General features: G+C 64.2%; 16 protein-coding genes. 6 read left to right on the top strand and 10 right to left on the bottom strand.

The genetic code is table 11. The annotated features are described in order from the left end of the window. Positions 1-15 precede the first annotated feature (15 nt). Positions 16-1,671: a 4Fe-4S dicluster domain-containing protein gene (locus tag FHR22_RS06495; protein WP_166940098.1), complete on the bottom strand. Its 1,656-nt coding sequence runs from the start codon at positions 1,669-1,671 to the stop codon at positions 16-18. Positions 1,672-1,789: 118 nt separating this feature from the next. On the opposite strand from FHR22_RS06495, the gene FHR22_RS06490 reads away from it, so the two are divergent. The 5 genes from FHR22_RS06490 to FHR22_RS06470 all read left to right on the top strand — a co-directional run bounded on the left by FHR22_RS06490 (position 1,790) and on the right by FHR22_RS06470 (position 6,417). After that, positions 1,790-2,578 (top strand): uracil-DNA glycosylase family protein, encoded by a 789-nt coding sequence (locus tag FHR22_RS06490; protein WP_166940096.1) that lies wholly within the window; start codon positions 1,790-1,792, stop codon positions 2,576-2,578. Positions 2,579-2,581: 3 nt separating this feature from the next. Continuing rightward, positions 2,582-4,339, top strand: coding sequence for a lytic transglycosylase domain-containing protein (locus FHR22_RS06485; protein WP_166940093.1), 1,758 nt, complete (start codon positions 2,582-2,584; stop codon positions 4,337-4,339). Beyond that, entirely contained in the window at positions 4,329-4,853 is a 525-nt protein-coding gene (moaB, locus tag FHR22_RS06480; protein ID WP_166940091.1) for a molybdenum cofactor biosynthesis protein B, read from the top strand. The genes FHR22_RS06485 and moaB overlap by 11 nt, the downstream gene beginning before the upstream one ends. 125 nt (positions 4,854-4,978) lie before the next feature. After that, entirely contained in the window at positions 4,979-6,067 is a 1,089-nt protein-coding gene (locus tag FHR22_RS06475; RefSeq protein WP_425057418.1) for a PA0069 family radical SAM protein, read from the top strand. Positions 6,068-6,111: 44 nt separating this feature from the next. Beyond that, positions 6,112-6,417: a GIY-YIG nuclease family protein gene (locus FHR22_RS06470; RefSeq protein ID WP_243853493.1), complete on the top strand. Its 306-nt coding sequence runs from the start codon at positions 6,112-6,114 to the stop codon at positions 6,415-6,417. 55 nt (positions 6,418-6,472) lie between these two features. Here FHR22_RS06470 and FHR22_RS06465 read toward each other — a convergent pair whose 3' ends face one another. From FHR22_RS06465 to dnaE, 3 genes are all read right to left on the bottom strand, one after another. Continuing rightward, positions 6,473-8,077 (bottom strand): long-chain fatty acid--CoA ligase, encoded by a 1,605-nt coding sequence (locus FHR22_RS06465; RefSeq protein WP_208417571.1) that lies wholly within the window; start codon positions 8,075-8,077, stop codon positions 6,473-6,475. Between the two features lie 101 nt (positions 8,078-8,178). Next, positions 8,179-8,592 (bottom strand): GFA family protein, encoded by a 414-nt coding sequence (locus FHR22_RS06460; protein ID WP_166940087.1) that lies wholly within the window; start codon positions 8,590-8,592, stop codon positions 8,179-8,181. A gap of 6 nt (positions 8,593-8,598) precedes the next feature. Further along, positions 8,599-12,084 carry a DNA polymerase III subunit alpha gene (gene dnaE / locus FHR22_RS06455; RefSeq protein ID WP_166940085.1) on the bottom strand — a complete coding sequence of 1,162 codons (3,486 nt, stop codon included), beginning with the start codon at positions 12,082-12,084 and terminating at the stop codon, positions 8,599-8,601. A gap of 197 nt (positions 12,085-12,281) precedes the next feature. Here dnaE and FHR22_RS06450 point away from each other — a divergent pair, with 197 nt between their 5' ends. After that, on the top strand, positions 12,282-13,985 hold the full coding sequence (locus FHR22_RS06450) for a sulfatase-like hydrolase/transferase (RefSeq protein WP_166940083.1): 1,704 nt from the start codon (positions 12,282-12,284) through the stop codon (positions 13,983-13,985). Between the two features lie 4 nt (positions 13,986-13,989). Here FHR22_RS06450 and FHR22_RS06445 read toward each other — a convergent pair whose 3' ends face one another. The 6 genes from FHR22_RS06445 to secG all read right to left on the bottom strand — a co-directional run bounded on the left by FHR22_RS06445 (position 13,990) and on the right by secG (position 19,845). Then, positions 13,990-14,466 carry a glutathione peroxidase gene (locus FHR22_RS06445; protein WP_166940081.1) on the bottom strand — a complete coding sequence of 159 codons (477 nt, stop codon included), beginning with the start codon at positions 14,464-14,466 and terminating at the stop codon, positions 13,990-13,992. A gap of 29 nt (positions 14,467-14,495) precedes the next feature. Next, a complete protein-coding gene (locus FHR22_RS06440; protein WP_166940079.1) occupies positions 14,496-15,173 on the bottom strand; it encodes an ABC transporter ATP-binding protein in 678 nt (225 codons plus the stop codon). Then, the gene (locus FHR22_RS06435) at positions 15,166-16,416 is read right to left on the bottom strand and encodes a lipoprotein-releasing ABC transporter permease subunit (protein ID WP_166940077.1); all 1,251 of its coding nucleotides are present in this window, start codon (positions 16,414-16,416) and stop codon (positions 15,166-15,168) included. Before FHR22_RS06435 ends, FHR22_RS06440 begins: the two co-directional genes overlap by 8 nt. Positions 16,417-16,947: 531 nt before the next feature. Beyond that, positions 16,948-17,631 (bottom strand): Crp/Fnr family transcriptional regulator, encoded by a 684-nt coding sequence (locus tag FHR22_RS06430; protein WP_166940075.1) that lies wholly within the window; start codon positions 17,629-17,631, stop codon positions 16,948-16,950. A gap of 27 nt (positions 17,632-17,658) precedes the next feature. Beyond that, positions 17,659-19,290, bottom strand: coding sequence for a CTP synthase (locus tag FHR22_RS06425; RefSeq protein WP_166940073.1), 1,632 nt, complete (start codon positions 19,288-19,290; stop codon positions 17,659-17,661). 117 nt (positions 19,291-19,407) lie between these two features. Beyond that, entirely contained in the window at positions 19,408-19,845 is a 438-nt protein-coding gene (gene secG, locus FHR22_RS06420; RefSeq protein WP_166940819.1) for a preprotein translocase subunit SecG, read from the bottom strand. Positions 19,846-19,872: the final 27 nt, after the last annotated feature.

Below are 19,872 nucleotides of genomic sequence, written 5' to 3'. Positions count from 1 at the left end.
GCAAAGCGGACGGACTTACATGTTCGGATAATTGGGGCCTCCGCCGCCTTCGGGGGTGACCCAGTTGATATTCTGGGTCGGGTCCTTGATGTCACACGTCTTGCAATGGACGCAATTCTGCGCGTTGATCACGAACTTCGGATCGCCTTCGGCCTCACCGACGATTTCATAGACCCCCGCCGGGCAATAACGCTGCGCAGGCTCGTCATAGAGCGGCAGATTATATGCCACCGGGATCGACGGGTCCTTGAGTTGCAGATGGACCGGCTGGTCCTCCTCATGATTGGTGTTCGACAGGAACACCGACGACAGGCGATCGAAGGTCAGCACGCCATCGGGTTTCGGATAGTCGGGCTTCGGCATCATGTCGGCACGATAGAGCGTCGTGTTGTCGGGATGATGCTTCATCGTGAACGGCATTCTGATCTTCAGCGTTTCGGCCCACATGGTGATGCCCGACAGCAGCGTGCCCGCAAGGTCGCCATATTTCTCGACGAGCGGCAGGACGTTGCGCACGACGCTGAGTTCCTTCTTCACCCAGCTGTCGTCATAGGCGTCCTGATAGGCGGCAAGCGTATCGCTGCCGCGCCCTGCGGTCACCGCCGCAAACGCCGCCTCGGCCGCCATCATCCCCGATTTCATCGCGGTATGCGTGCCCTTGATACGCGGCACGTTCAGGAAGCCGGCGCTGTCGCCGATCAGCGCGCCGCCCGGGAAGGCCAGCTTCGGCACCGACTGATAACCGCCGTCGCTGATCGCGCGCGCGCCATAGGAAACGCGCTTGCCGCCCTTCAGGATCTTCGCGATCTCGGGGTGCGTCTTCCACTTCTGCATTTCCTGGAAGGGCGAGGTGTGCGGATTGCGATAATTGAGCCACGTCACGAAACCCAACGCGACCTGCCCGTTCGCCTGGTGATAGAGGAAACCGCCGCCGTTCGTATTGTGATCGAGCGGCCAGCCCTGCGTGTGGATGACCCGGCCCTCGGCGTGATTCTCGGGCTTGATATCCCACAGCTCCTTGACGCCGAGGCCATAGACCTGCGGCTCGCAGTCGGCATCGAGCGCGAACTGCGGCTTCAGCATCTTGGTCAGATGACCGCGCACGCCCTCGCCGAAGAAGGTATATTTGGCATGAAGTTCGAGGCCGGGCTGGTAATCGCCCTTGTGGCTGCCGTCGCGCGCGACGCCCATGTCGCCGGTCGCAACGCCCTTTACCGAGCCGTCCTCATTGTAGAGAATCTCGGCCGCGGGGAAGCCAGCGAAAATCTCGACCCCCAGCGCTTCCGCCTGTTCGGCGAGCCACCGGCAAAGATTACCAAGGCTGCCCGTATAAGTGCCCTCATTGTGCAGGAAACCGGGCGAGATGAAATTGGGAAGCCCGAATTTTTTCGTCTTCGTCAGCACCCAATGCTGGTTGTCGTTCACCGGCACCTGCGCCAGCGGGCATCCTTGGTCGCGCCAGTCGGGAAGCAATTCGTCGAGTGATTTCGGGTCGATGACCGCGCCCGACAGGATATGCGCGCCAACTTCGGACCCTTTTTCAAGGATACAGACCGACAATTCGCTGCCTGCTTCATTCGCCAGCTGCTTGAGGCGGATCGCCGCCGAAAGTCCCGCCGGACCCGCTCCGACGATGACCACGTCATAGGGCATCGATTCCCGTTCGCTCACCGCAATAACCTTTCTGCCGTCCCCGCGCCGATCATTCATCGTGTCCGGCGCTCATTCTGTCACGAATTGCGATGCCCGCCAATTGACGTGTCCGTCAACAGGCTGTTTCAACAAATTCATGGGTGGGCAGAATTCAGCCTTGCTGGCGGAAAGCTATTGCGACTGGTGGTCGCTGGCCGGCGTCGACGCACTTGTCGGCGAAGAGCCGGCGGGCTGGCTGACTTTGCCGCCGGCAAATGACGTCGTTCCAGCGAAATCGAAGCCTACGATTCTGGCCGAACCCGAGGCCCCGCCGCTTCCCCCTGCGCTCCAGCGTCAGGAAACGCCCGAAGCGCCCGCTGCCAAGGGACCGGCCGTGTTTCCGGACGAATGGGACGCCTTCCAGGCCTGGCTCGCCGAACACCCCGACGTACCGGGCAGCCAATGGGATGCGCAGCGGGTGCTGCCGGCCGGAAAGGCCGACGCGCCGCTGATGCTCCTCACCGCGTGGCCTGAAGTCGATGACCAGCGCGAAGCCTTGTTGTTCGCGGGCGCGGCGGGAAGCTTGCTCGACGCGATGCTACGCGCGATCGGAATCGCGCGCGCCGACTGCTATGTCGCCAGCCTCGCCGTCACCCGTCCGCCCGGGGGCCGCTGCGGCGAACGCGATGGCGCCGAACTCGACCGCTTGCTCTGGCACCACCTGCGTCTCGCCAATCCGCAGCGCCTGCTTCTGATCGGCAGCGACATCGTCCGCATGGCCGCGTCAATACCGCTTGCCGATGCGCGGGGAAGGTTACTCGATGTTAACCAATATGTCGGCAAGGTGGAGACAGTGGCCATCGCGCACCCCGCGATGCTGCTGGCCCGGCCGGCCCATAAGGCGGCCGCCTGGGATAGCCTCAAACTGTTCAACCGGGGACGTTGACAGATGAAGACAAGAATATTCCTTCTCTCCTGCGCCCTTGCCGCCGCGGCGGCGGGCGCGAGCCCTGCCGCGGCGACCGAAGCGGGCGACCGCGGGTTCACCGCCCAGCCGCAGACGGTACCCGACATTTTGTCGCCGAAGCAGAAACAGCTTTATACGCAGGTGCTGGCCGCGATCCGCGGGCAGCGCTGGGCCGACGCCAAATCCTTGCTCGACGGCGCCGAAAACGGCCCGCTCAATGATTTCCTACGCGCCGAACTGCTCATCGCGCCGAACAGCCCGCGCGCCGAAGTCGCCGACATCATGCCAATCCTCGCGCGCTCGCCGCAGCTGCCGCAGGCCGAGCAGCTTGGCCGGCTCGCCGCCAAACGCGGCGCGACCGACCTGCCGACACTGCCGATGCAGACGCGCCTGTCCTGGGCGGGCAGTGCGCCACGCCGGCTGGGCGCTGACAGCGTCAGCGATCCCGTTGCGGCGCGCCTTGCCGCCACCATCCCCGATCGCATCAAGAACGACGATCCGGCGGGCGCCGAAGCGCTGCTGAGCGCCGTCGCCGACCAGCTGTCGCCCGAAGCGCGCGCCGAATGGACGCAAAAGGTCGCCTGGTCCTATTATATCGAAAATGACGACCAGAATGCGCTGCGCCTGTCGCTCGCCTGCACCGCGGGTGGCGGCGCTTGGGCGACGCAGGGCGCGTGGGTTCAGGGTCTCGCCTCGTGGCGGCTCCACGATTATCGCAGCGCCCTCGTCTCGTTCGATCGCGTCGCCAAGGAAGCGCCCGACAGCGAAACCCGCGCGGCGGCCTATTATTGGGCTGCGCGCGCCGCGATCGCGGCGGGCGAACCCGCATCGGTTCAGCCGCGCCTGCGCGCCGCTGCCGCGAACGAGGAAACGCTCTACGGCCTGCTCGCCGCCGAAACGCTCGGCGTCGAAACCGCCAGCCAGCGCGAAAATGTCCGCGCCGACCGCAGCGCCTGGCGCGCGCTCGAGGACCTCCCGAACGTCCGCGTCGCGATGGCGCTCGCCGAGATCGGCGAGGATAAATATGCCGGCGACGCGCTGCGCTATCAGGCGCAGATCGGCAACCCCGAACAGCATGCCCAGCTGATCGGCATGGCGGGTGCGCTCAGCCTGCCGGAAACGCAGCTCTATCTCGCGCACAACACCCCGCAGGGGCGCAAGCTCGCGGCGCAGACCCGCTATCCGCAGCCGAAATGGGAACCCAATGGCGGCTGGAAGGTCGATCCGGCGCTCGTCTTTGCCCACACGTTGCAGGAATCGCGGTTCCAGCGCACCGTGGTCAGCCCCGCCGGAGCTTTCGGCCTGATGCAGGTGCGCCCCGGCACCGCGCGCGACGTGGCGCGCTGGCGCGGTGACAGCGGGACGGGCGATTTGCGCATTCCCGCGGTCAACATGGATTTCGGGCAAAGCTATCTGCAATATCTGAGCCGCGACGGTTCGACCGGCGGCCTGCTGCCAAAGGTCATCGCCGCCTATAACGCCGGCCCCGCCCCGGTCGCGCGCTGGCAGACCGAAATCCGCGATCAGGGCGACCCCCTGCTCTATATGGAATCGATCCCCTATTGGGAAACCCGTGGCTATGTCGGCATCGTGCTGCGTAACTATTGGATGTACGAGGCGCAGCAGGGCAAACCGTCGATCAGCCGCGCCGCGCTCGCGCAAGGCAAATGGCCGCGCTTTCCCGACAGCAAGGATCGGATTCGGCTGACCTATGCCGGCGGCCTTGCCGATGCCAATTGATCCGGCCCTCGAATTCCGACCCGTTCGCATCGCCATATTGACGATTTCGGACAGCCGCAGCGAGGCCGACGATAAATCGGGCGACAAGCTCGTCGAATTGCTGACCGATGCCGGCCACATCCTCGCCGCGCGCGCGATCATCCGCGACGAAGGAGACCTGATCGTCTCTCGGCTCCACAATTGGATCGACGATGCCGATGTCGATGTGGTGATTACCACCGGCGGCACCGGCGTGACCGGCCGCGACGTGACGCCCGAGGCGCTGCACCGCCTCGACGGCAAGGATATTCCCGGCTTCGGCGAGTTGTTCCGTTGGCTCAGCTATCAAAAGATCGGCACTTCGACGATCCAGTCGCGCGCCTGCGCCGTCGTCGCGCGCGGCACCTATATCTTCGCGCTCCCGGGATCGACCGGCGCGGTGACCGACGCATGGGAGGGCATTTTGTCGACCCAGCTCGACAGCCGTCACAAACCTTGCAACTTCGTCGAACTGATGCCGCGGCTGATCGAATGACCGTCGCCCCCGCGAAGGCGGGGGCCGCTGGCAACGTAGCGCAAGGCCGATAGCGGCCCCCGCCTTCGCGGGGGCGACGAATATTTGTTCTTTATTTGTTCTCACCGGAGCGATAACCTGCATCGGTGGAATCATCGAAACCCCTGCCCCCCATTTCCGGCCGCGGTGCGCCGACCAATTTGCGGCCGACGCGCACCGGATCAGCCGAACGTGTCGCCGATGGCGACTGGCTCGACGCGGCGGAGGATATCGACGGCGACGCCCCGCCGCTGCGCACGACGGTAACGGTCGAACATCCCAAGACGATCATCGCACGCAACACCTCGCCCGACATCGGTTTCGACCGCTCGATCAACCCGTACCGCGGCTGCGAACATGGCTGCATCTATTGCTTCGCCCGCCCGACGCACGCCTTTCACGACCTGTCGCCGGGGCTCGATTTTGAAAGCAAGCTGTTCGCCAAACCCGATGCCGCGCAGCTGCTCCGTGCCGAACTCGCCCGGCGCAATTACAAGGTCGCGCCAATCGCGATCGGCACCAATACCGACGGCTATCAGCCGATCGAACGCGAATGGGGGATCACGCGCCAGATCGTCGAGGTACTCGCCGAGACCAAACACCCGCTGCTGATCACCACCAAGTCCGACCGGCTGCTCCGCGACATCGACCTTTTGGAGCAGATGGCGCGGGACAATCTGGTCGGCGTCGCGATCTCGGTCACGACGCTCGACCCCGCTGTTGCCCGCACGCTCGAACCCCGCGCCCCGCATCCGCGCCGACGGCTCGCCGCGATCCGCGAGCTGATCGACGCCGGCGTGCCGACGCAGGTCAACATCTCGCCGATCATCCCTGCAATCACCGATCATGAGATCGAGGCGATTATGCAGGCCGCCGCGGAAGCCGGCGCGATCCGCGCCTCCTATATATTGATGCGCCTGCCCCACGAGGTCGCGCCACTGTTTCGCGCTTGGCTGACCGCGCACTATCCCGACCGCGCCGGCAAGGTGATGCATATGGTGCAGGATATTCGCGGCGGCCGCGACAACGACCCCGATTTCTTCACGCGCATGAAGGGCCAAGGCGTCTGGGCCCAGCTGATCCGCACCCGCGTCAAACGCGCGGCGCGCGAGCACGGCATGGACCGCAGCTTCGCACCGATCCGCTGCGACCTGTTCCGGCCGCCCGAACGCGACGGCCAGATGGAGCTGTTTTAGCAGGAACAATCGTCGCCCCTGCGAAGGCAGGGGCCGCTGGGATCATGGAGCTGATTTCGATGAGACGCGCCTATGTCTACATCATGACGAACAAGCCGATGGGAATTCTCTATATCGGCGTAACGGCCGATCTCCCTGCTCGCATCTTTGCGCACCGATCCGGGACCGGCTCGGATTTCTGCAAGAAGTGGAACCTGACGCGCCTGATCCATGCAGAACCCTTCGATCGGATCGACGAAGCTATCGTCCGCGAAAAGGCTCTGAAGAGGTGGAAGCGCGGATGGAAGCTTCGGCTGATCTCGGAAATCAACCCACAATGGGCCGACCTGTTTGAAATCCTCAACGCTTGAGTAAGGCCGCCAGCGGCCCCTGCCTTCGCAGGGGCGACGCTCCCACTAACTCGCCTCAAGCCGCCGCCAGCGATTTCAGCCTGTAATCCTTATAATCGTCGCGGATCTGGCGCTTCAATATCTTCCCCGTCGCCGTATGCGGCAACGCATCCACAAACAGGATTTCGTCGGGCAACCACCATTTGGCGACCTTGTCCCCCAGATAGTCGATGATCGCCGCCTCGCTGGTCTCGGCGCCGGCCTTGCGGACGACGAGCAGGATCGGCCGCTCATCCCACTTCGGGTGATAGACGCCGACCGCCGCCGCTTCCTGCACCCCAGGGGCGCCGATCGCGGCGTTTTCGAGTTCGATCGAGCTGATCCACTCGCCGCCCGATTTGATCACGTCCTTCGCGCGGTCGGTGATCTGCATGACGCCGTCGGGATGGATCACCGACACGTCGCCGGTGTCGAACCAGCCGTCATCGTCGGCCGCATCCTCGCTCGCCTTGAAATAGCGCTGGATGATCCACGGCCCGCGGATCTGCAGCCTGCCGCTCGACACACCGTCGCGCGGCAGCACCTTGTCTTCGTCGTCGACGACGCGCAGTTCGACGCCGAATGGCGGGCACCCCTGGCGGCAGACGACGTCGACGCGTTCGTCGAAACCCATCTCGTCCCAGTTCCACGGCCTTTTGCCCATCGTCCCGATCGGACTCGTTTCAGTCATGCCCCAAGCATGGGCGACGTCGACCCCGGCCGTCATGAACCGCTCGATCATCGCGCGCGGCGCCGCCGACCCGCCGATGATGACGCGGCCGAGCTTGCCATAACCGATCCCGGTCGCGTCCATATGCGCGAACATCGCGATCCACACCGTCGGCACGCCGGCGCTGTGCGTAACCCCCTCGTCGTGCATCAGGTCACACAGTATCTGCGCCTCGTTCGTCGCCGAAAACACCAGCTTCGCCCCCACCGTCGCGGCGGCAAAGGGAATACCCCAGCTATTGGCATGGAACATCGGCACGATCGGCAGGATGACGCTGCGGTTCGACATGTCGAACACGTCGGGCTGGATCTCGGTGATCGCATGGATGACGTTCGACCGATGCTCGTACAATACGCCCTTCGGATTGCCCGTCGTCCCGCTGGTGTAGCACAGCCCGACCGGATCGCGCTCGTCGAGCTCCACCCACGCGAAACCGGCATCGCCGTCGTCGATCAGATCGCGGTAAGACAGATAGCCATCGCGCGCGGGCGCATCGAACAGGATGAAATGCTCGATAGTGGGAAGCTGACCCCGCAGCCGCTCGACGATCGGCAGGAAGGCCGCATCGAACAGCAACACCCGGTCCTCGGCATGATTGACGATATAGACGAGCTGTTCGTCGAACAGCCGCGGGTTGACCGTGTGGAGCACCCCGCCCATGCCCGCGCTGCCGTACCAGGTGACGAGGTGATAGCCGTGGTTCATCGCGAGCGTCGCGATCCGGTCGCCCTTCCTCATCCCCAGCTTCACCATTGCCGAGGCGAAACGGCGCGCGTCCTTGCCCACTTCGCCCCAGGTCGATCGCGTCATGCTGCCATCGGTCCACCGCGAAACGATCTCGCGGCCCTCATGTTCGCGCGCGGCATGATCGATCAGGCTGGTCACCAGCAAGGGCTGGCCCTGCATTCCCATCATCAGGCATCCTCTATTCTATCGTTGCCCCTCAGGGATAAGGTCGGAGGCAAAGCGCGCGCAAGGCAAAACAGGAGGCAATGAAGGCGAAAAGCGCAGATTTAACCGGGAAGGCCATCCAAATGGGGAACATCGGCCAGATTGCGGTCCCATTCCGCGCGGCTGGCACAACTGATATGCGCCGTCGGACGAATATCGACCGGCCCGTCAAGGCTCCCCGCGGGAACGACAAGCAACGCACCGCCCATCCGCACCCCGGGAAGAGCCGAACCACAGCTCTTGCAGAAACTGCGCTCGTGCCGCGTATCCGGCACACGGTAGGTTGCGATATTCTTTTCGCCCGACCGCCAGGCGATGGTCGCGTCCGACGCGAACAGGTTCGCGCCATGCGCCGACCCGCTATTCTTGCGGCATCGCGAACAATGGCACAGGAAAAAGGCGTCGAATCCGCCCGTTATTTCGAACTGCACGACGCCGCAAAGGCAGCTCCCGGGCGTCTTGCTTGCAACGGTCATAGGACGCTACCGAACCCGGAATTCGCGCGGCGCGACAAGTGAAAGCGCCGCCTCGGTCACGCCTGCAACCATTTCGAGGCGCGAGACGGTGTCAGGACCCAGCGCGAAACCACGGCCAAGCTCGATACGGATATCCTCCTCGGTCAAGGGGTCACGCGTGGCGATCACGACCTTGCCGCGCGCGTCGTCGCGCCGTTCGAGCCATTTCGCGATCTCCGGAACCGCCTCGGGCAGTTCGACCCGGCATGTCAATTGCAGCGCCGCGGTCGCGGCAATGTCGACGAGCGATTGCGCCCCGCGCACGGTTACCCGCGGCGTTTCTTCGCCTTCGAGCAGGTCGAGTTCGACCGCCAGGATCGCGCAGCCACCGTCGGCGGCGAGCCCTTCGAGGATCTTGCCCGCCTGCTCGTCGAAACAGCTCGACTGAAACTGCCCGCTACGGTCCGACAGCGTCAGGTTGAGAAAGCGGTTGCCGCGCTGCGACATCCGCGGCCGTGCGCTTTCGACCATCGCTGCCATCGTCATCGGGATGCGCGTTCCCGGAGTCATTTCGACATGGGTGCAAATGTCGCCATAGCTACGCGCACCGCGCGCCAGCACGATCGCCTCATATTGCTCGACCGGATGCGCCGAGAAATAGAAACCAAAGGCCTCCTTTTCACGCGTCATGCGCTCGGCGAGCGTCCAGGGTTCGGCAGCGGGCAGGCGCAACGCCGGTACCGTATCGATTTCGCCGAACAGGAAGTCCTGCCCGATCGAGCGTTCGCGCGCATTGACGCTCGCCGATCCCAGCATCGCTTCGGCGCCGACATAAACTCGCGGGCGATCGGGTTCGATCCCGTCGAAAGCTCCCGCCCCGGCCAGCGCTTCGAGTTGGCGGCGATTGAGTATCTTGGGATCGATACGGTTCGCAAAGTCGTCGAGGCTTGCGAAATCCCCCTTCGCCTGCCGTTCGGCGACCAGCGCTTCCATGGCTTTCTCGCCGACGCCTTTCAGCGCTCCCAGCGCATAGCGGACGGTCAGTTCCTCGCCGCTCTGGCCGACCGAGAAATCGGCCTCGCTGTCGTTGATCGACGGCGGCGTGACCTCGACGCCCAAACGGCGCATATCGTCGATGAAGATCGATAATTTGTCGGTCTGATGGCTGTCGAACGACATCGATGCCGCGAAAAATTCGTGCGGATAATGCGCCTTCAGCCACGCCGTCTGGTACGACAGCAGCGCATAGGCCGCGGCATGGCTCTTGTTGAAACCATAGCCGGCGAACTTGTCGATCAAGTCGAACAGTTCGTTCGCCGCCTTGGCATTGATCTGGTTATACTCGCCGCAGCCCTTCACGAACGTCTCGCGCTGCGCGTCCATTTCGGCCTGGACCTTCTTGCCCATCGCGCGGCGCAAGAGGTCGGCGCCGCCGAGGCTGTACCCGGCCAGAATCTGCGCCGCCTGCATCACCTGTTCCTGATAGACGAAGATGCCGTAGGTTTCGGCCAGGATGCCTTCGAGCAACGGGTGCGGATAGGCGATCGCCTCGCGCCCGTTCTTACGCGCGCCGAACAGCGGAATATTGTCCATCGGCCCCGGGCGATACAGCGCCACGAGCGCGATGATATCGCCAAAATTGGTCGGCTTCACCGCCGACAGCGTCCGCCGCATGCCTTCGGATTCCAGCTGGAACACCCCGACCGTCTCACCGCGTTGAAGCAGTTCGTAAACCGCATTATCGTCCCATGCGAGCGTATCGAGATCGACATCGATCCCGCGCAGCGCGAGCAGCCGCTTGGCTTCCTTCAGCACCGAGAGCGTCTTCAATCCGAGGAAGTCGAATTTCACCAGCCCCGCGGTCTCGACATATTTCATGTCGAACTGCGTCACCGGCATGTCCGAGCGCGGGTCGCGATAGAGCGGGACGAGCTGGTCGAGCGGGCGGTCGCCGATCACCACGCCCGCGGCGTGGGTCGAGCTGTGCCGCGGCAGGCCTTCCAACTGGCGCGCCATGTCGAACAGGCGGCGCACCCCGTCGTCCTGCTTATATTCGGTCATCAGCTCGGCAACGCCGTTCAGCGCGCGTTCGAGCGTCCAGGGGTCAGTCGGGTGATTGGGCACCAGCTTCGCGAGCCGGTCGACCTGGCCATAGCTCATCTGGAGCACGCGCCCGGTGTCCTTGAGCACCGCACGCGCCTTCAGCTTACCGAAGGTGATGATCTGCGCGACGGTATCGCGGCCATATTTCTCCTGCACATAGCGGATCACCTCGCCGCGCCGCGTTTCGCAAAAGTCGATATCGAAGTCGGGCATCGACACGCGTTCGGGGTTGAGGAAGCGTTCGAACAGCAGGCCCAATTTGAGTGGATCGAGGTCGGTGATAGTCAGCGCCCAGGCGACGACGCTGCCTGCGCCCGAACCGCGCCCCGGCCCCACCGGAATATCGTGCGCTTTCGCCCATTTGATGAAGTCGGCAACGATCAGGAAATATCCCGGGAAGCCCATCTGGACGATAACGCCGACTTCGAAATCGAGCCGCTCGACATAGGCCTGCCGCTCTTCCGCGGTCAGATCGGAATGGAGCGCCAGCCGCGCCGCGAGGCCGGCGTGCGCATCCGCTTTGAGTTGTGCCGCCTCGGCCTCGCGGTCGCCGGCAAGGCTCGGCAGGATCGGCGCGCGCTTCGGCGCCATGAACGCGCAGCGCTGCGCGATGACCAGCGTGTTGCGCATCGCCTCGGGGAGATCGGAGAAGCTGTCCTCCATCGCCTCGGCGGGCTTCAGCCACGCCTCGGGGCTCGAAACGCGCCGGTCCTCGCTCTCGACATAGGCCGACTGCGCGATGCACAGCATCGCATCATGCGCGGGGTGGAAGTTCGGTTCGACGAAATTCGCCGGATTGGTCGCGACGATCGGCAGTGCGCGCGCATAGGCCATGTCGAGCAACGCCTTTTCGGCGGCGATTTCGGCCGCATCGCCGCGGCGCGACAATTCGATGTACAGCCGCCCCGCGAACAGCGCTTCGAGCTGCTCGACATAATCGTTGGCAGCGGTGACCTGTTCGTCGGCAAGCAGCCGCGCGAGTGCGCCTTCGCCGCCGCCGGTCAGGCAAATGAGGCCATCGCTCTTGCCCGCGATATCGGACAGCGAAACATGCGGATCCTGTTCGACCGGACGGCCAAGATGCGCGCCCGACACGAGCGCGCACAAATTGCCATAGCCCGTCTCATCCTGTGCAAACAGCGCGATCCAGTCGATCAGCGGCGCGCCGTTCGCAAGCCGTTGCCCGGGGCGCGCCACGCTGAGCATCGCGCCGACCACCGGCTGCACCCCGGCGGCCTTGCACGCCTCGCCGAACGCCATTGCGCCATAAAGGCCGTTGCGGTCGCAGATCGCGATCGCCGGAAACCCGCGGTCACGCGCCGCCTTGGCGATTGCCTTGGGGTCGATCGCCCCCTCCAGCATGGTAAAACTGGAAAAGACGCGCAGCGGAACAAAGGGGCTATAGGCCATCGAAACAGGCTAGGCGGATGCGATGATTCGCGAAAGGGCCGATTGCCCGTTCGCCGCACGGATGGAATATCAATAACCGGATGTTAGAGCCTTTCCGGTCCGGGTTGATCCGTTTGCCCTGAGAAGCCATGGAGCGTGTCGCGATAGCGTCTCGAAGGACGTTGGCCGGGCCCGACCGATAGAAATGAATGCGAGTAATGACGGCAACGAAAGCAAGGGCAGCGGCCAAGACAATTCTCCTGCTGCTCGGTCTGGCGTTCGGATTCGGCGAAGTCGCCGCGCGCGTTGCCATGCTGGGGGCGTCGCTCCAATTGCTGCTCTATGCCGCGCTTTATGGCATTCTGGCCGCCTGCCTGTGGGGTGCGGCCTTCATTCAGTCATCGCCGCTGCGGTGGGCCTGGGCCACCATATCGCTGCTCACAGCGTTGCTCGTCGACGGCTTTCAGGCCGCGACGGCCAAGGCGATGAGCTACGATGCGTTCGTTTCCATGCTCGATTCGGCCGGCTTCCTCGATGACGCTTTTGCGCAACATGGCGCGTCGATCGCCCACGCCGCGGCGGGTGCCTTCCTTCTCTTCTTCGCCATTGGCATCAAACCCGGGCCGTCGCGGCGAATGCCGGGCGTGGTGGCGATACTGGCGCCCTTCGCCGGCCTGACGATCCTCACCGCCCTGCTGTTTTTCCGCGGCGGCGAAGGCGCGCGCGGTTTGCCCGCCGCCTCGGTCGGAACCTCCTATGCCACCTTATACGTCATAGAGGCGGTCGCGATGCCCGTACCCCCGCGCCAGCCGGTGCGGCTCATCCCGAAGCCGGCGGCCGGACAGGGCGATATCGTGCTGATCATCGATGAAAGCATCGCCGCGCGCTATCTCGACATCAACGACACGGCCGGCGTCCACTCGGGTCTCCTGTCGCCGCCGCGCGATATCGCCGTCAGCAATTTCGGCATCGCGGCGTCGATCACCAATTGCAGCTATGGCAGCAACCTCACCCTCCGGCACGGCGGCACGCGCGGCAAATATCAGCGGCTGAACGCCGCGATGCCGTCGATCTTCGACTACGCGCACACGGCGGGGTTCCGCACGACCTATATCGATGCGCAACGGACCGGCGGCTCCTATCAAAACGGGATGGACGACGTCGAGCGACGTGGCATCGATCATTTTGTCCAGTTCGACGAGATTCCCGTCGTCGATCGTGACATGGCTGCGGCCGACGCCCTGATCGCGCTGCTGAACAACGGTCGCCGCGATTTCGTGCTGATCAACAAGATGGGCGCCCATTTTCCGGTGGCGGACAAATACCCCGCATCCGCCGCGACCTACCAGCCCGCCTTGCCGCGCGGCGAAACCGTCGCGGTCACCGAAATGAAGCTGCCCGAAAACCTCTTCAGCGGCGCCGAGGCGTGGCGCCTCTACCGCAACAGCTATCGCAATACGGTGGCGTGGACGGTCGGCGCCTTCTTCGACCGCATCTTCGCCGGCGCGGCGCTCGACGGGGCGCTCATCGTCTACACGTCCGACCATGGGCAAAACCTCCACGAGCGCGGCGATCCCGGGACGACGACACATTGCAGCCCCCTTCCGGCGAGCGAAGAGGGCGCCGTGCCGCTCGTCGTCATCGGCACGGCCGGGACCGGGGCGGACCGCTGGAACGCCGCCGCAAAGCAGCATTTCGATGCGTCGAGCCACTACCGCATCTTCCCCACCCTGCTGAACGCCATGGGCTATGACCCAAAGGCGGTCGGCCGCATTTATGGCGAAACGCTGGGCGCGTCGCCGCGCGATCCGGCAACCTTCAACAGCCTCTTCAACGCGCGGCTGGGGCGCAAGCCGATATGGGTCGAGGTCCGGCGCCGCGACCTGCCGCGACCGCCCGCCGGTGATTTCACCGCCCGCTAGGCAATCAACCCAGCAGCGCCTCGATCTCCTTGCGAAGCTGTTCGGGCTTCGTCGTCGGGGCGTGGCGCGACACCGTCTTGCCGTCGCGGTCGACCAGGAATTTGGTGAAATTCCACTTGATCCCGCTGCCGAGCAGCCCGGTCTTTTCATCCTTCAGATGCTTGAAGATCGGATCGGCATCGCTGCCGTTGACGTCGATCTTCGCCATCACCGGAAAGCTGACATCATAGGTCAGCGAACAGAAATTGGCGATTTCGGCCGCGTCGCCCGGTTCCTGTGCCCCGAACTGGTTGCACGGGAAGGCAAGCACCTCGAACCCGCGATCCTTGTAATCGCGATACAGTTCCTCCAGCCCCTCATATTGCGGGGTGAAGCCGCATTTCGACGCGGTGTTGACGATCAGCAGCACCTTGCCGTGATAGTCGGCCAGGGATTGCGTGCCGCCGCCCGGAAGCTTTGCCGCAAGATCGTAAAGCGCCATATGATATCCCCTCCGATGCCGGGCGCAGCCTACGCCTCGATATGGCCTTCGTGCAAGCGCAGCACGCGGTCCATCTTTGCCGCGAGCCGTTCGTTGTGCGTCGCGACCAGCGCCGCCGAGCCATGGTCGCGCACCAGCTTCACGAACTGGTCGAACACGCGGTCGGCGGTCGCCTCGTCGAGGTTGCCCGTCGGCTCGTCGGCAAGCACGAGCAGCGGCCGGTTCGCCAGCGCGCGCGCCACCGCGACGCGTTGCTGCTCGCCACCCGACAGCTTGCTCGGCTTGTGATGCAGCCGCTCGCCGAGCCCCAGCCGGCCGAGCAGGTCGGCGGCGCGTTCTTCCGCCGCCTTCTGCCCCGTCCCGCGGATCAGCTGCGGCAGGATGACATTCTCGATCGCGTTGAAATCGGGCAGCAAATGATGGAATTGATAGACGAAGCCGATCTTTTCGCGCCGCGTCTTCGTCCGCTCGCCCTGCTCGTAGCGCGTGACATCGGCGCCATCGATGCGGATCGTGCCGTCGAAACCGCCCTCGAGCAGCCCGACGGCTTGCAGCATCGTCGACTTGCCCGATCCTGACGGCCCGAGCAGCGCGACGATCTCGCCGCGCTTCAGATGCGCGTCGACGCCGCGCAGCACCTCGATGGTGACGTCGCCCTGCGTGAAGCTGCGCTTCAACTGGACAAGTTCAAGCACGACGTCACTCATAGCGCAGCACCTGCACGGGGTCGGTATTCGCCGCCTTATAGGCCGGGTAGAGCGTCGCGAGGAAGCTGAAGACGATCGTCATCGTCCCGATCACCGCGATTTCGAACGGGTCGGGCTTCGACGGCAATTCGGCAAGGAAGCGGATCGACGGATCCCAGAGCTGTTGCCCGGTCAGAAACTCGACCCCGCGCAGCACCTCCTGACGGAAGTAGAGCGTGGCAAAGCCGATCGCCATCCCGACCAATGTGCCGGCGACCCCGATCGCAAGGCCGATCGCGATGAAGATGCGCATCACGGCATCGCGCGGCGCGCCCATCGTCCGCAAAATCGCCATGTCGCGCGTCTTGGCGCGGACCAGCATGATCAGCGACGAGATGATGTTGAACGAGGCGACGAGGATGATCAGCGACAGGATCACGAACATCGCAACGCGCTCGACCGACAGCGCTTCGAACAGGCTGGCGTTCATCGACCGCCAGTCGGAAATCACCGCCTGCGCCGCGACCTTCTCCGCCAGCGGCTGCAATATCGGGCCGACCTTGTCGGGATCGGTCACCTTGACCTCGATCATCCCGATCTGGTCGCCGGTGAGCAGGAGCAGTTGCGCATCCTCCATCGGCATCACGACATAGGCCTTGTCGAAATCATAGACGCCGATTTCGAACACCGCCGTCACGCGATAGCTGATCTCGCGCGGCACCGTGCCGAAGGGTGTCGACCGGCCCGCCGGGTTGATGATCGTCAGGTTCGATCCCACCGTCGCGCCCAGGTTGCGCGCCAGTTCGCTGCCGATCGCGACATTGCCGGCATTGGGGGTCAGCGAATTGAGGCTGCCCTGGAGCACCTTGCCCCCCAGTACTTCGTTTTTCCGGATGTCGGCGACGGTCATCCCGCGCACCAGCACGCCCTCGACGCGCCCGCTGAACGTTGCGAGCAGCGGCTGCTCGATCAGCGGCGTCGCCGATACCACGCCGGGTGTCGCCTTCGCCTGCTTCAGCACGCCCTGCCAGTCGTCGATCCGGCCGCCGAAACCCTGGACCACCGCATGGCCGTTCAGCCCGACGATCTTGTCGAACAGGTCGGCGCGCACTCCATTCATCACGCTCATCACGATCACCAGCGCCGCGACGCCGAGCGTCACGGCCATGAAGCTGAACGCCGCGGCAACGAAGATGAACCCCTCGCCGCGCTGGGGCAGCAGATAGCGTTTGAAGATGGTGCGTTCGTACGGACGCAGGATCATAAAGCGGACGGCCTGTTCGGCGCGGGGCGCGTTGCGGTCATGCCGGTGCTTTAGGGAGCGGCATCGGCGCTGGCAATGGGCGCCCGCGCGCGATTTGTTGCGAACGATTCGCAAAATATGTTGCCCATCGGCCACAGCAGAGGGCAAAAGGACCCTGAGAGCGTTCGCAAAGGGTGACAAGCCCGTTCGTTCGCCCTAGCCCGATGACTTCTGGTTCAACGCGGCCCAAAGGCCCGGCTCCAGGGAGTGCAGGCCATTCGCCTGGTCTGCGCAAAGGGGGATGGCGGTAGTTCGTCACAGGCGCCCGGGTCTCGAAAGAGGCCCGGGCGTTGTGATTCCGGCGCTTGCGTTCAGGCTTTGCATCAGCTTTGGGGTGGGAAGCGGCCATCCAAACCTCGTCATGCGCACCCAATCTTTGTCATCCCCGCGAAAGCGGGGACCCAGGGCGGGATTGCGCAGCCCTGGGTCCCCGCTTTCGCGGGGATGACACGGATAGGAAATCAAACGGCCACCACCAGCCGAAACCTGCCCCTACCCTTCGCTCTCGCTGATATCCTCCAGCATATCGGCATCGAGCACCCGCACCCGCCCTTGCTCGAGCGAGATGATCCCCGATTCTTCCCAACTGCGCAGCTGGCGGTTGATATGCTCGCGGCTCATCCCCGCGAAGTTGCCGAGTTCGGTCTGGCTGAGTTCGACGCGCTGCTCGGTCTCCGCATCCTTGCGAATCAGGCGCTTGAGATAGCGCGCGAGCCGCGGACCCGATGCATAGGCGCGGTCGCTTTCGATCGTCTGGTCGGCCATGCGCAGCCGCCGCGCGAGCTGCTGCATCAGCGACCAAGCGAAATCGGGATGGCTGGTTGCGAAGTCACGCATCGCGTTGCGGCCCAGCTGGAGCGCACTGCCAGCACTCGTCGCGGCCACCGATGCCGTGCGTTCACCGCCATCGAGCAAGGCGATTTCGCCGAGCACCGCGCCGGGTTCGGCATAGGCCAGCACGATCTCGCGCCCGTTGGCGGTGAGCATCGACACGCGCGCACTGCCTTCGGTCAGGATGAGCAGGCTGTCGCCTGCATCGCCTTGGCTGAGCAATTCCTTGCCCTTGGTAAAATTGACCTGGACCGCGCGCCCGGCGATGTCGGCCCAGTCCTGGATCGAAAGCCCGGAAAAAATACTGTCGGGACCCTGTAATTCGGCGAGTTTCGCGTGATCCATGTCCCTGACCCTTTTTTGCCGGCGGTCCTAGACCAGCCGGCTCTGTTTGACCGCCGCTTCGATGAATCCCGCGAACAAGGGATGCGGATCGAAAGGCTTCGACTTCAGTTCCGGATGGAACTGCACCCCGATAAACCACGGATGGTCGGGACGCTCAACGATTTCCGGCAGCATCCCGTCAGGCGACATACCCGAAAAGACGAGCCCGCCCGATTCGAGCCGGTCGCGATATGCGCCATTGACCTCGTAACGGTGGCGGTGCCGCTCGCTGATCTCGTTCGCGCCATAAACGCTTGCGACATGGCTGTTCGGCGACAGTTTCGCTTCATAGGCACCCAGCCGCATCGTGCCACCAAGGTCGGTATTGGCGCCGCGCTTTTGCAAGCCCTCGGCGCTCATCCATTCGGTGATCAGCCCGACGATCGGCTCTTCCGTGGGTCCGAATTCGGTGCTCGACGCCTTGTCGATCCCGCTCGTGTTCCGCGCCCCTTCGATGCACGCCATCTGCATGCCAAGGCAAATGCCGAAGAAGGGCACATTACGCTCGCGCGCGAAACGCACGCTCGCGATCTTGCCCTCCGACCCGCGCTCGCCGAAGCCGCCGGGAACAAGGATGCCGTGCAGGGGCTCGAGATTCGCAGCGAGATCCTCATCGGCCTCGAACATCTCGGCGTCGAGCCAGCGGATGTTGACCTTGACCCGATGCGCCATGCCACCATGAACCAGCGCCTCGTTCAGCGATTTATACGCATCGGGCAGCGACACATATTTTCCGACGACGCCAATGGTGACCTCGCCTTCGGGATGCTGTTTGCGATCCATGATGTCGTACCAGCGCGTCAGGTCGGGATCGGGCGCGTCGTGGATACCGAAAGCGCGCAAGACCTCGCTGTCGAGCCCTTCGCCATGATATTGCACCGGCACCGCATAGATGCTGTCGGCGTCGAGCGCCGGAATCACCGCTTCCTTGCGCACGTTGCAGAATTGCGCGATCTTGGCGCGCTCGCCCTCGGGCAGCGGTTTTTCGCAGCGGCAGAGCAGGATATCGGGCTGGACGCCCAGCGACGCGAGTTCGCGCACGCTGTGCTGCGTCGGCTTGGTCTTGAGCTCGCCCGCGGCCGCGATGTACGGCACCAGCGTGACATGGACCGAAAGCGTCTTGTCGCGGCCTTCTTCATTCCTCAATTGGCGGATCGCCTCGATGAACGGCAGCGATTCGATGTCGCCGACGGTGCCACCGATCTCGCACAGCACGAAATCGAGGTCGTCGATGTCGGTGCGCGCGAAGGCCTTGATCGCATCGGTGACGTGCGGGACGACCTGTACCGTTGCGCCCAGATAATCGCCGCGGCGTTCCTTGGTGATGATCTGCTGATAGATCCGGCCCGAGGTGACATTGTCGCTCTGCCGTGCCGCGACGCCGGTGAAGCGCTCATAATGGCCCAGATCGAGGTCGGTTTCGGCACCATCGTCGGTCACATAGACCTCGCCGTGCTGATAGGGCGACATCGTCCCCGGATCGACATTCAGATAGGGATCGAACTTCCGGATGCGAACGCGGTAACCCCGCGCCTGCAACAGAGCCGCGAGGCTAGCCGCCATCAAACCTTTGCCAAGGGAGGAGACCACGCCGCCGGTGATAAAAATGAACCGCGCCATGGGAGGAAAGACTTACTCAACAGAAGGGGGACGGCGCAAGCCGTCGAATCGCAAACGGCGGAAATAAATCCGCCGCGCGGGGTTAAGGGTGGAGGCCGAAGCCTCCGATAGTCCGGCCTATTTCTTGGCGGGCGCCTGCTGCTGCGGGGCCGGCGCATCCTGCGCCGCGGCAGCAGCGGCGGCGGCCAGCGGATCGTCGCTCGCCGGAGCGGCGGGTGCCGCCGCACCTTGCGTGCCCTGGGCTGGCTGCGCGGGTCCGGTCAGCGACGAGGGCGCGGCCCCCGACTGCTGCGCGGCCTTGGACAGCGAGGTATCGATGGTCGAACCGCCGCGTCCGACCGAAGCCATCGCCGCCAGCAAGATCGACAGACCGACGAACAGGGTTGCCAGGATCGTCGTCGCGCGGGTCAGGAAATCCGCCGCGCCGCGCGCCGAAAGCAGGCCCGCGGGGCTGCCACCGACACCCAGGCCGCCACCTTCCGACTTCTGCATCAGAATGACGCCGATCATCGCCGCGGCGATGAGCGCCTGGACGACGAGAATGAAGGTGAACAGATTGGACATCGAATTTTCCCGAACTTG

The sequence above is a fragment of the Sphingopyxis panaciterrae genome (assembly GCF_011762125.1).
Lineage (GTDB): Bacteria > Pseudomonadota > Alphaproteobacteria > Sphingomonadales > Sphingomonadaceae > Sphingopyxis > Sphingopyxis panaciterrae.
The sequence above is the reverse complement of the archived record's forward strand: the minus strand, read 5'-3'. Positions and strand labels throughout refer to the sequence as shown.

Bases quoted from the DNA above. Each gene is read 5' to 3' on its own strand.
- FHR22_RS06490 (WP_166940096.1), top strand. From the start codon at position 1,790: ATGGGTGGGCAGAATTCAGCCTTGCTGGCGGAAAGCTATTGCGACTGG.
- FHR22_RS06485 (WP_166940093.1), top strand. From the start codon at position 2,582: ATGAAGACAAGAATATTCCTTCTCTCCTGCGCCCTTGCCGCCGCGGCG.
- moaB (WP_166940091.1), top strand. From the start codon at position 4,329: ATGCCAATTGATCCGGCCCTCGAATTCCGACCCGTTCGCATCGCCATA.
- FHR22_RS06470 (WP_243853493.1), top strand. From the start codon at position 6,112: ATGGAGCTGATTTCGATGAGACGCGCCTATGTCTACATCATGACGAAC.
- FHR22_RS06465 (WP_208417571.1), bottom strand. From the start codon at position 8,077: ATGGGAATGCAGGGCCAGCCCTTGCTGGTGACCAGCCTGATCGATCAT.
- FHR22_RS06460 (WP_166940087.1), bottom strand. From the start codon at position 8,592: ATGACCGTTGCAAGCAAGACGCCCGGGAGCTGCCTTTGCGGCGTCGTG.
- dnaE (WP_166940085.1), bottom strand. From the start codon at position 12,084: ATGGCCTATAGCCCCTTTGTTCCGCTGCGCGTCTTTTCCAGTTTTACC.
- FHR22_RS06450 (WP_166940083.1), top strand. From the start codon at position 12,282: ATGACGGCAACGAAAGCAAGGGCAGCGGCCAAGACAATTCTCCTGCTG.
- FHR22_RS06445 (WP_166940081.1), bottom strand. From the start codon at position 14,466: ATGGCGCTTTACGATCTTGCGGCAAAGCTTCCGGGCGGCGGCACGCAA.
- FHR22_RS06440 (WP_166940079.1), bottom strand. From the start codon at position 15,173: ATGAGTGACGTCGTGCTTGAACTTGTCCAGTTGAAGCGCAGCTTCACG.
- FHR22_RS06435 (WP_166940077.1), bottom strand. From the start codon at position 16,416: ATGATCCTGCGTCCGTACGAACGCACCATCTTCAAACGCTATCTGCTG.
- FHR22_RS06430 (WP_166940075.1), bottom strand. From the start codon at position 17,631: ATGGATCACGCGAAACTCGCCGAATTACAGGGTCCCGACAGTATTTTT.
- FHR22_RS06425 (WP_166940073.1), bottom strand. From the start codon at position 19,290: ATGGCGCGGTTCATTTTTATCACCGGCGGCGTGGTCTCCTCCCTTGGC.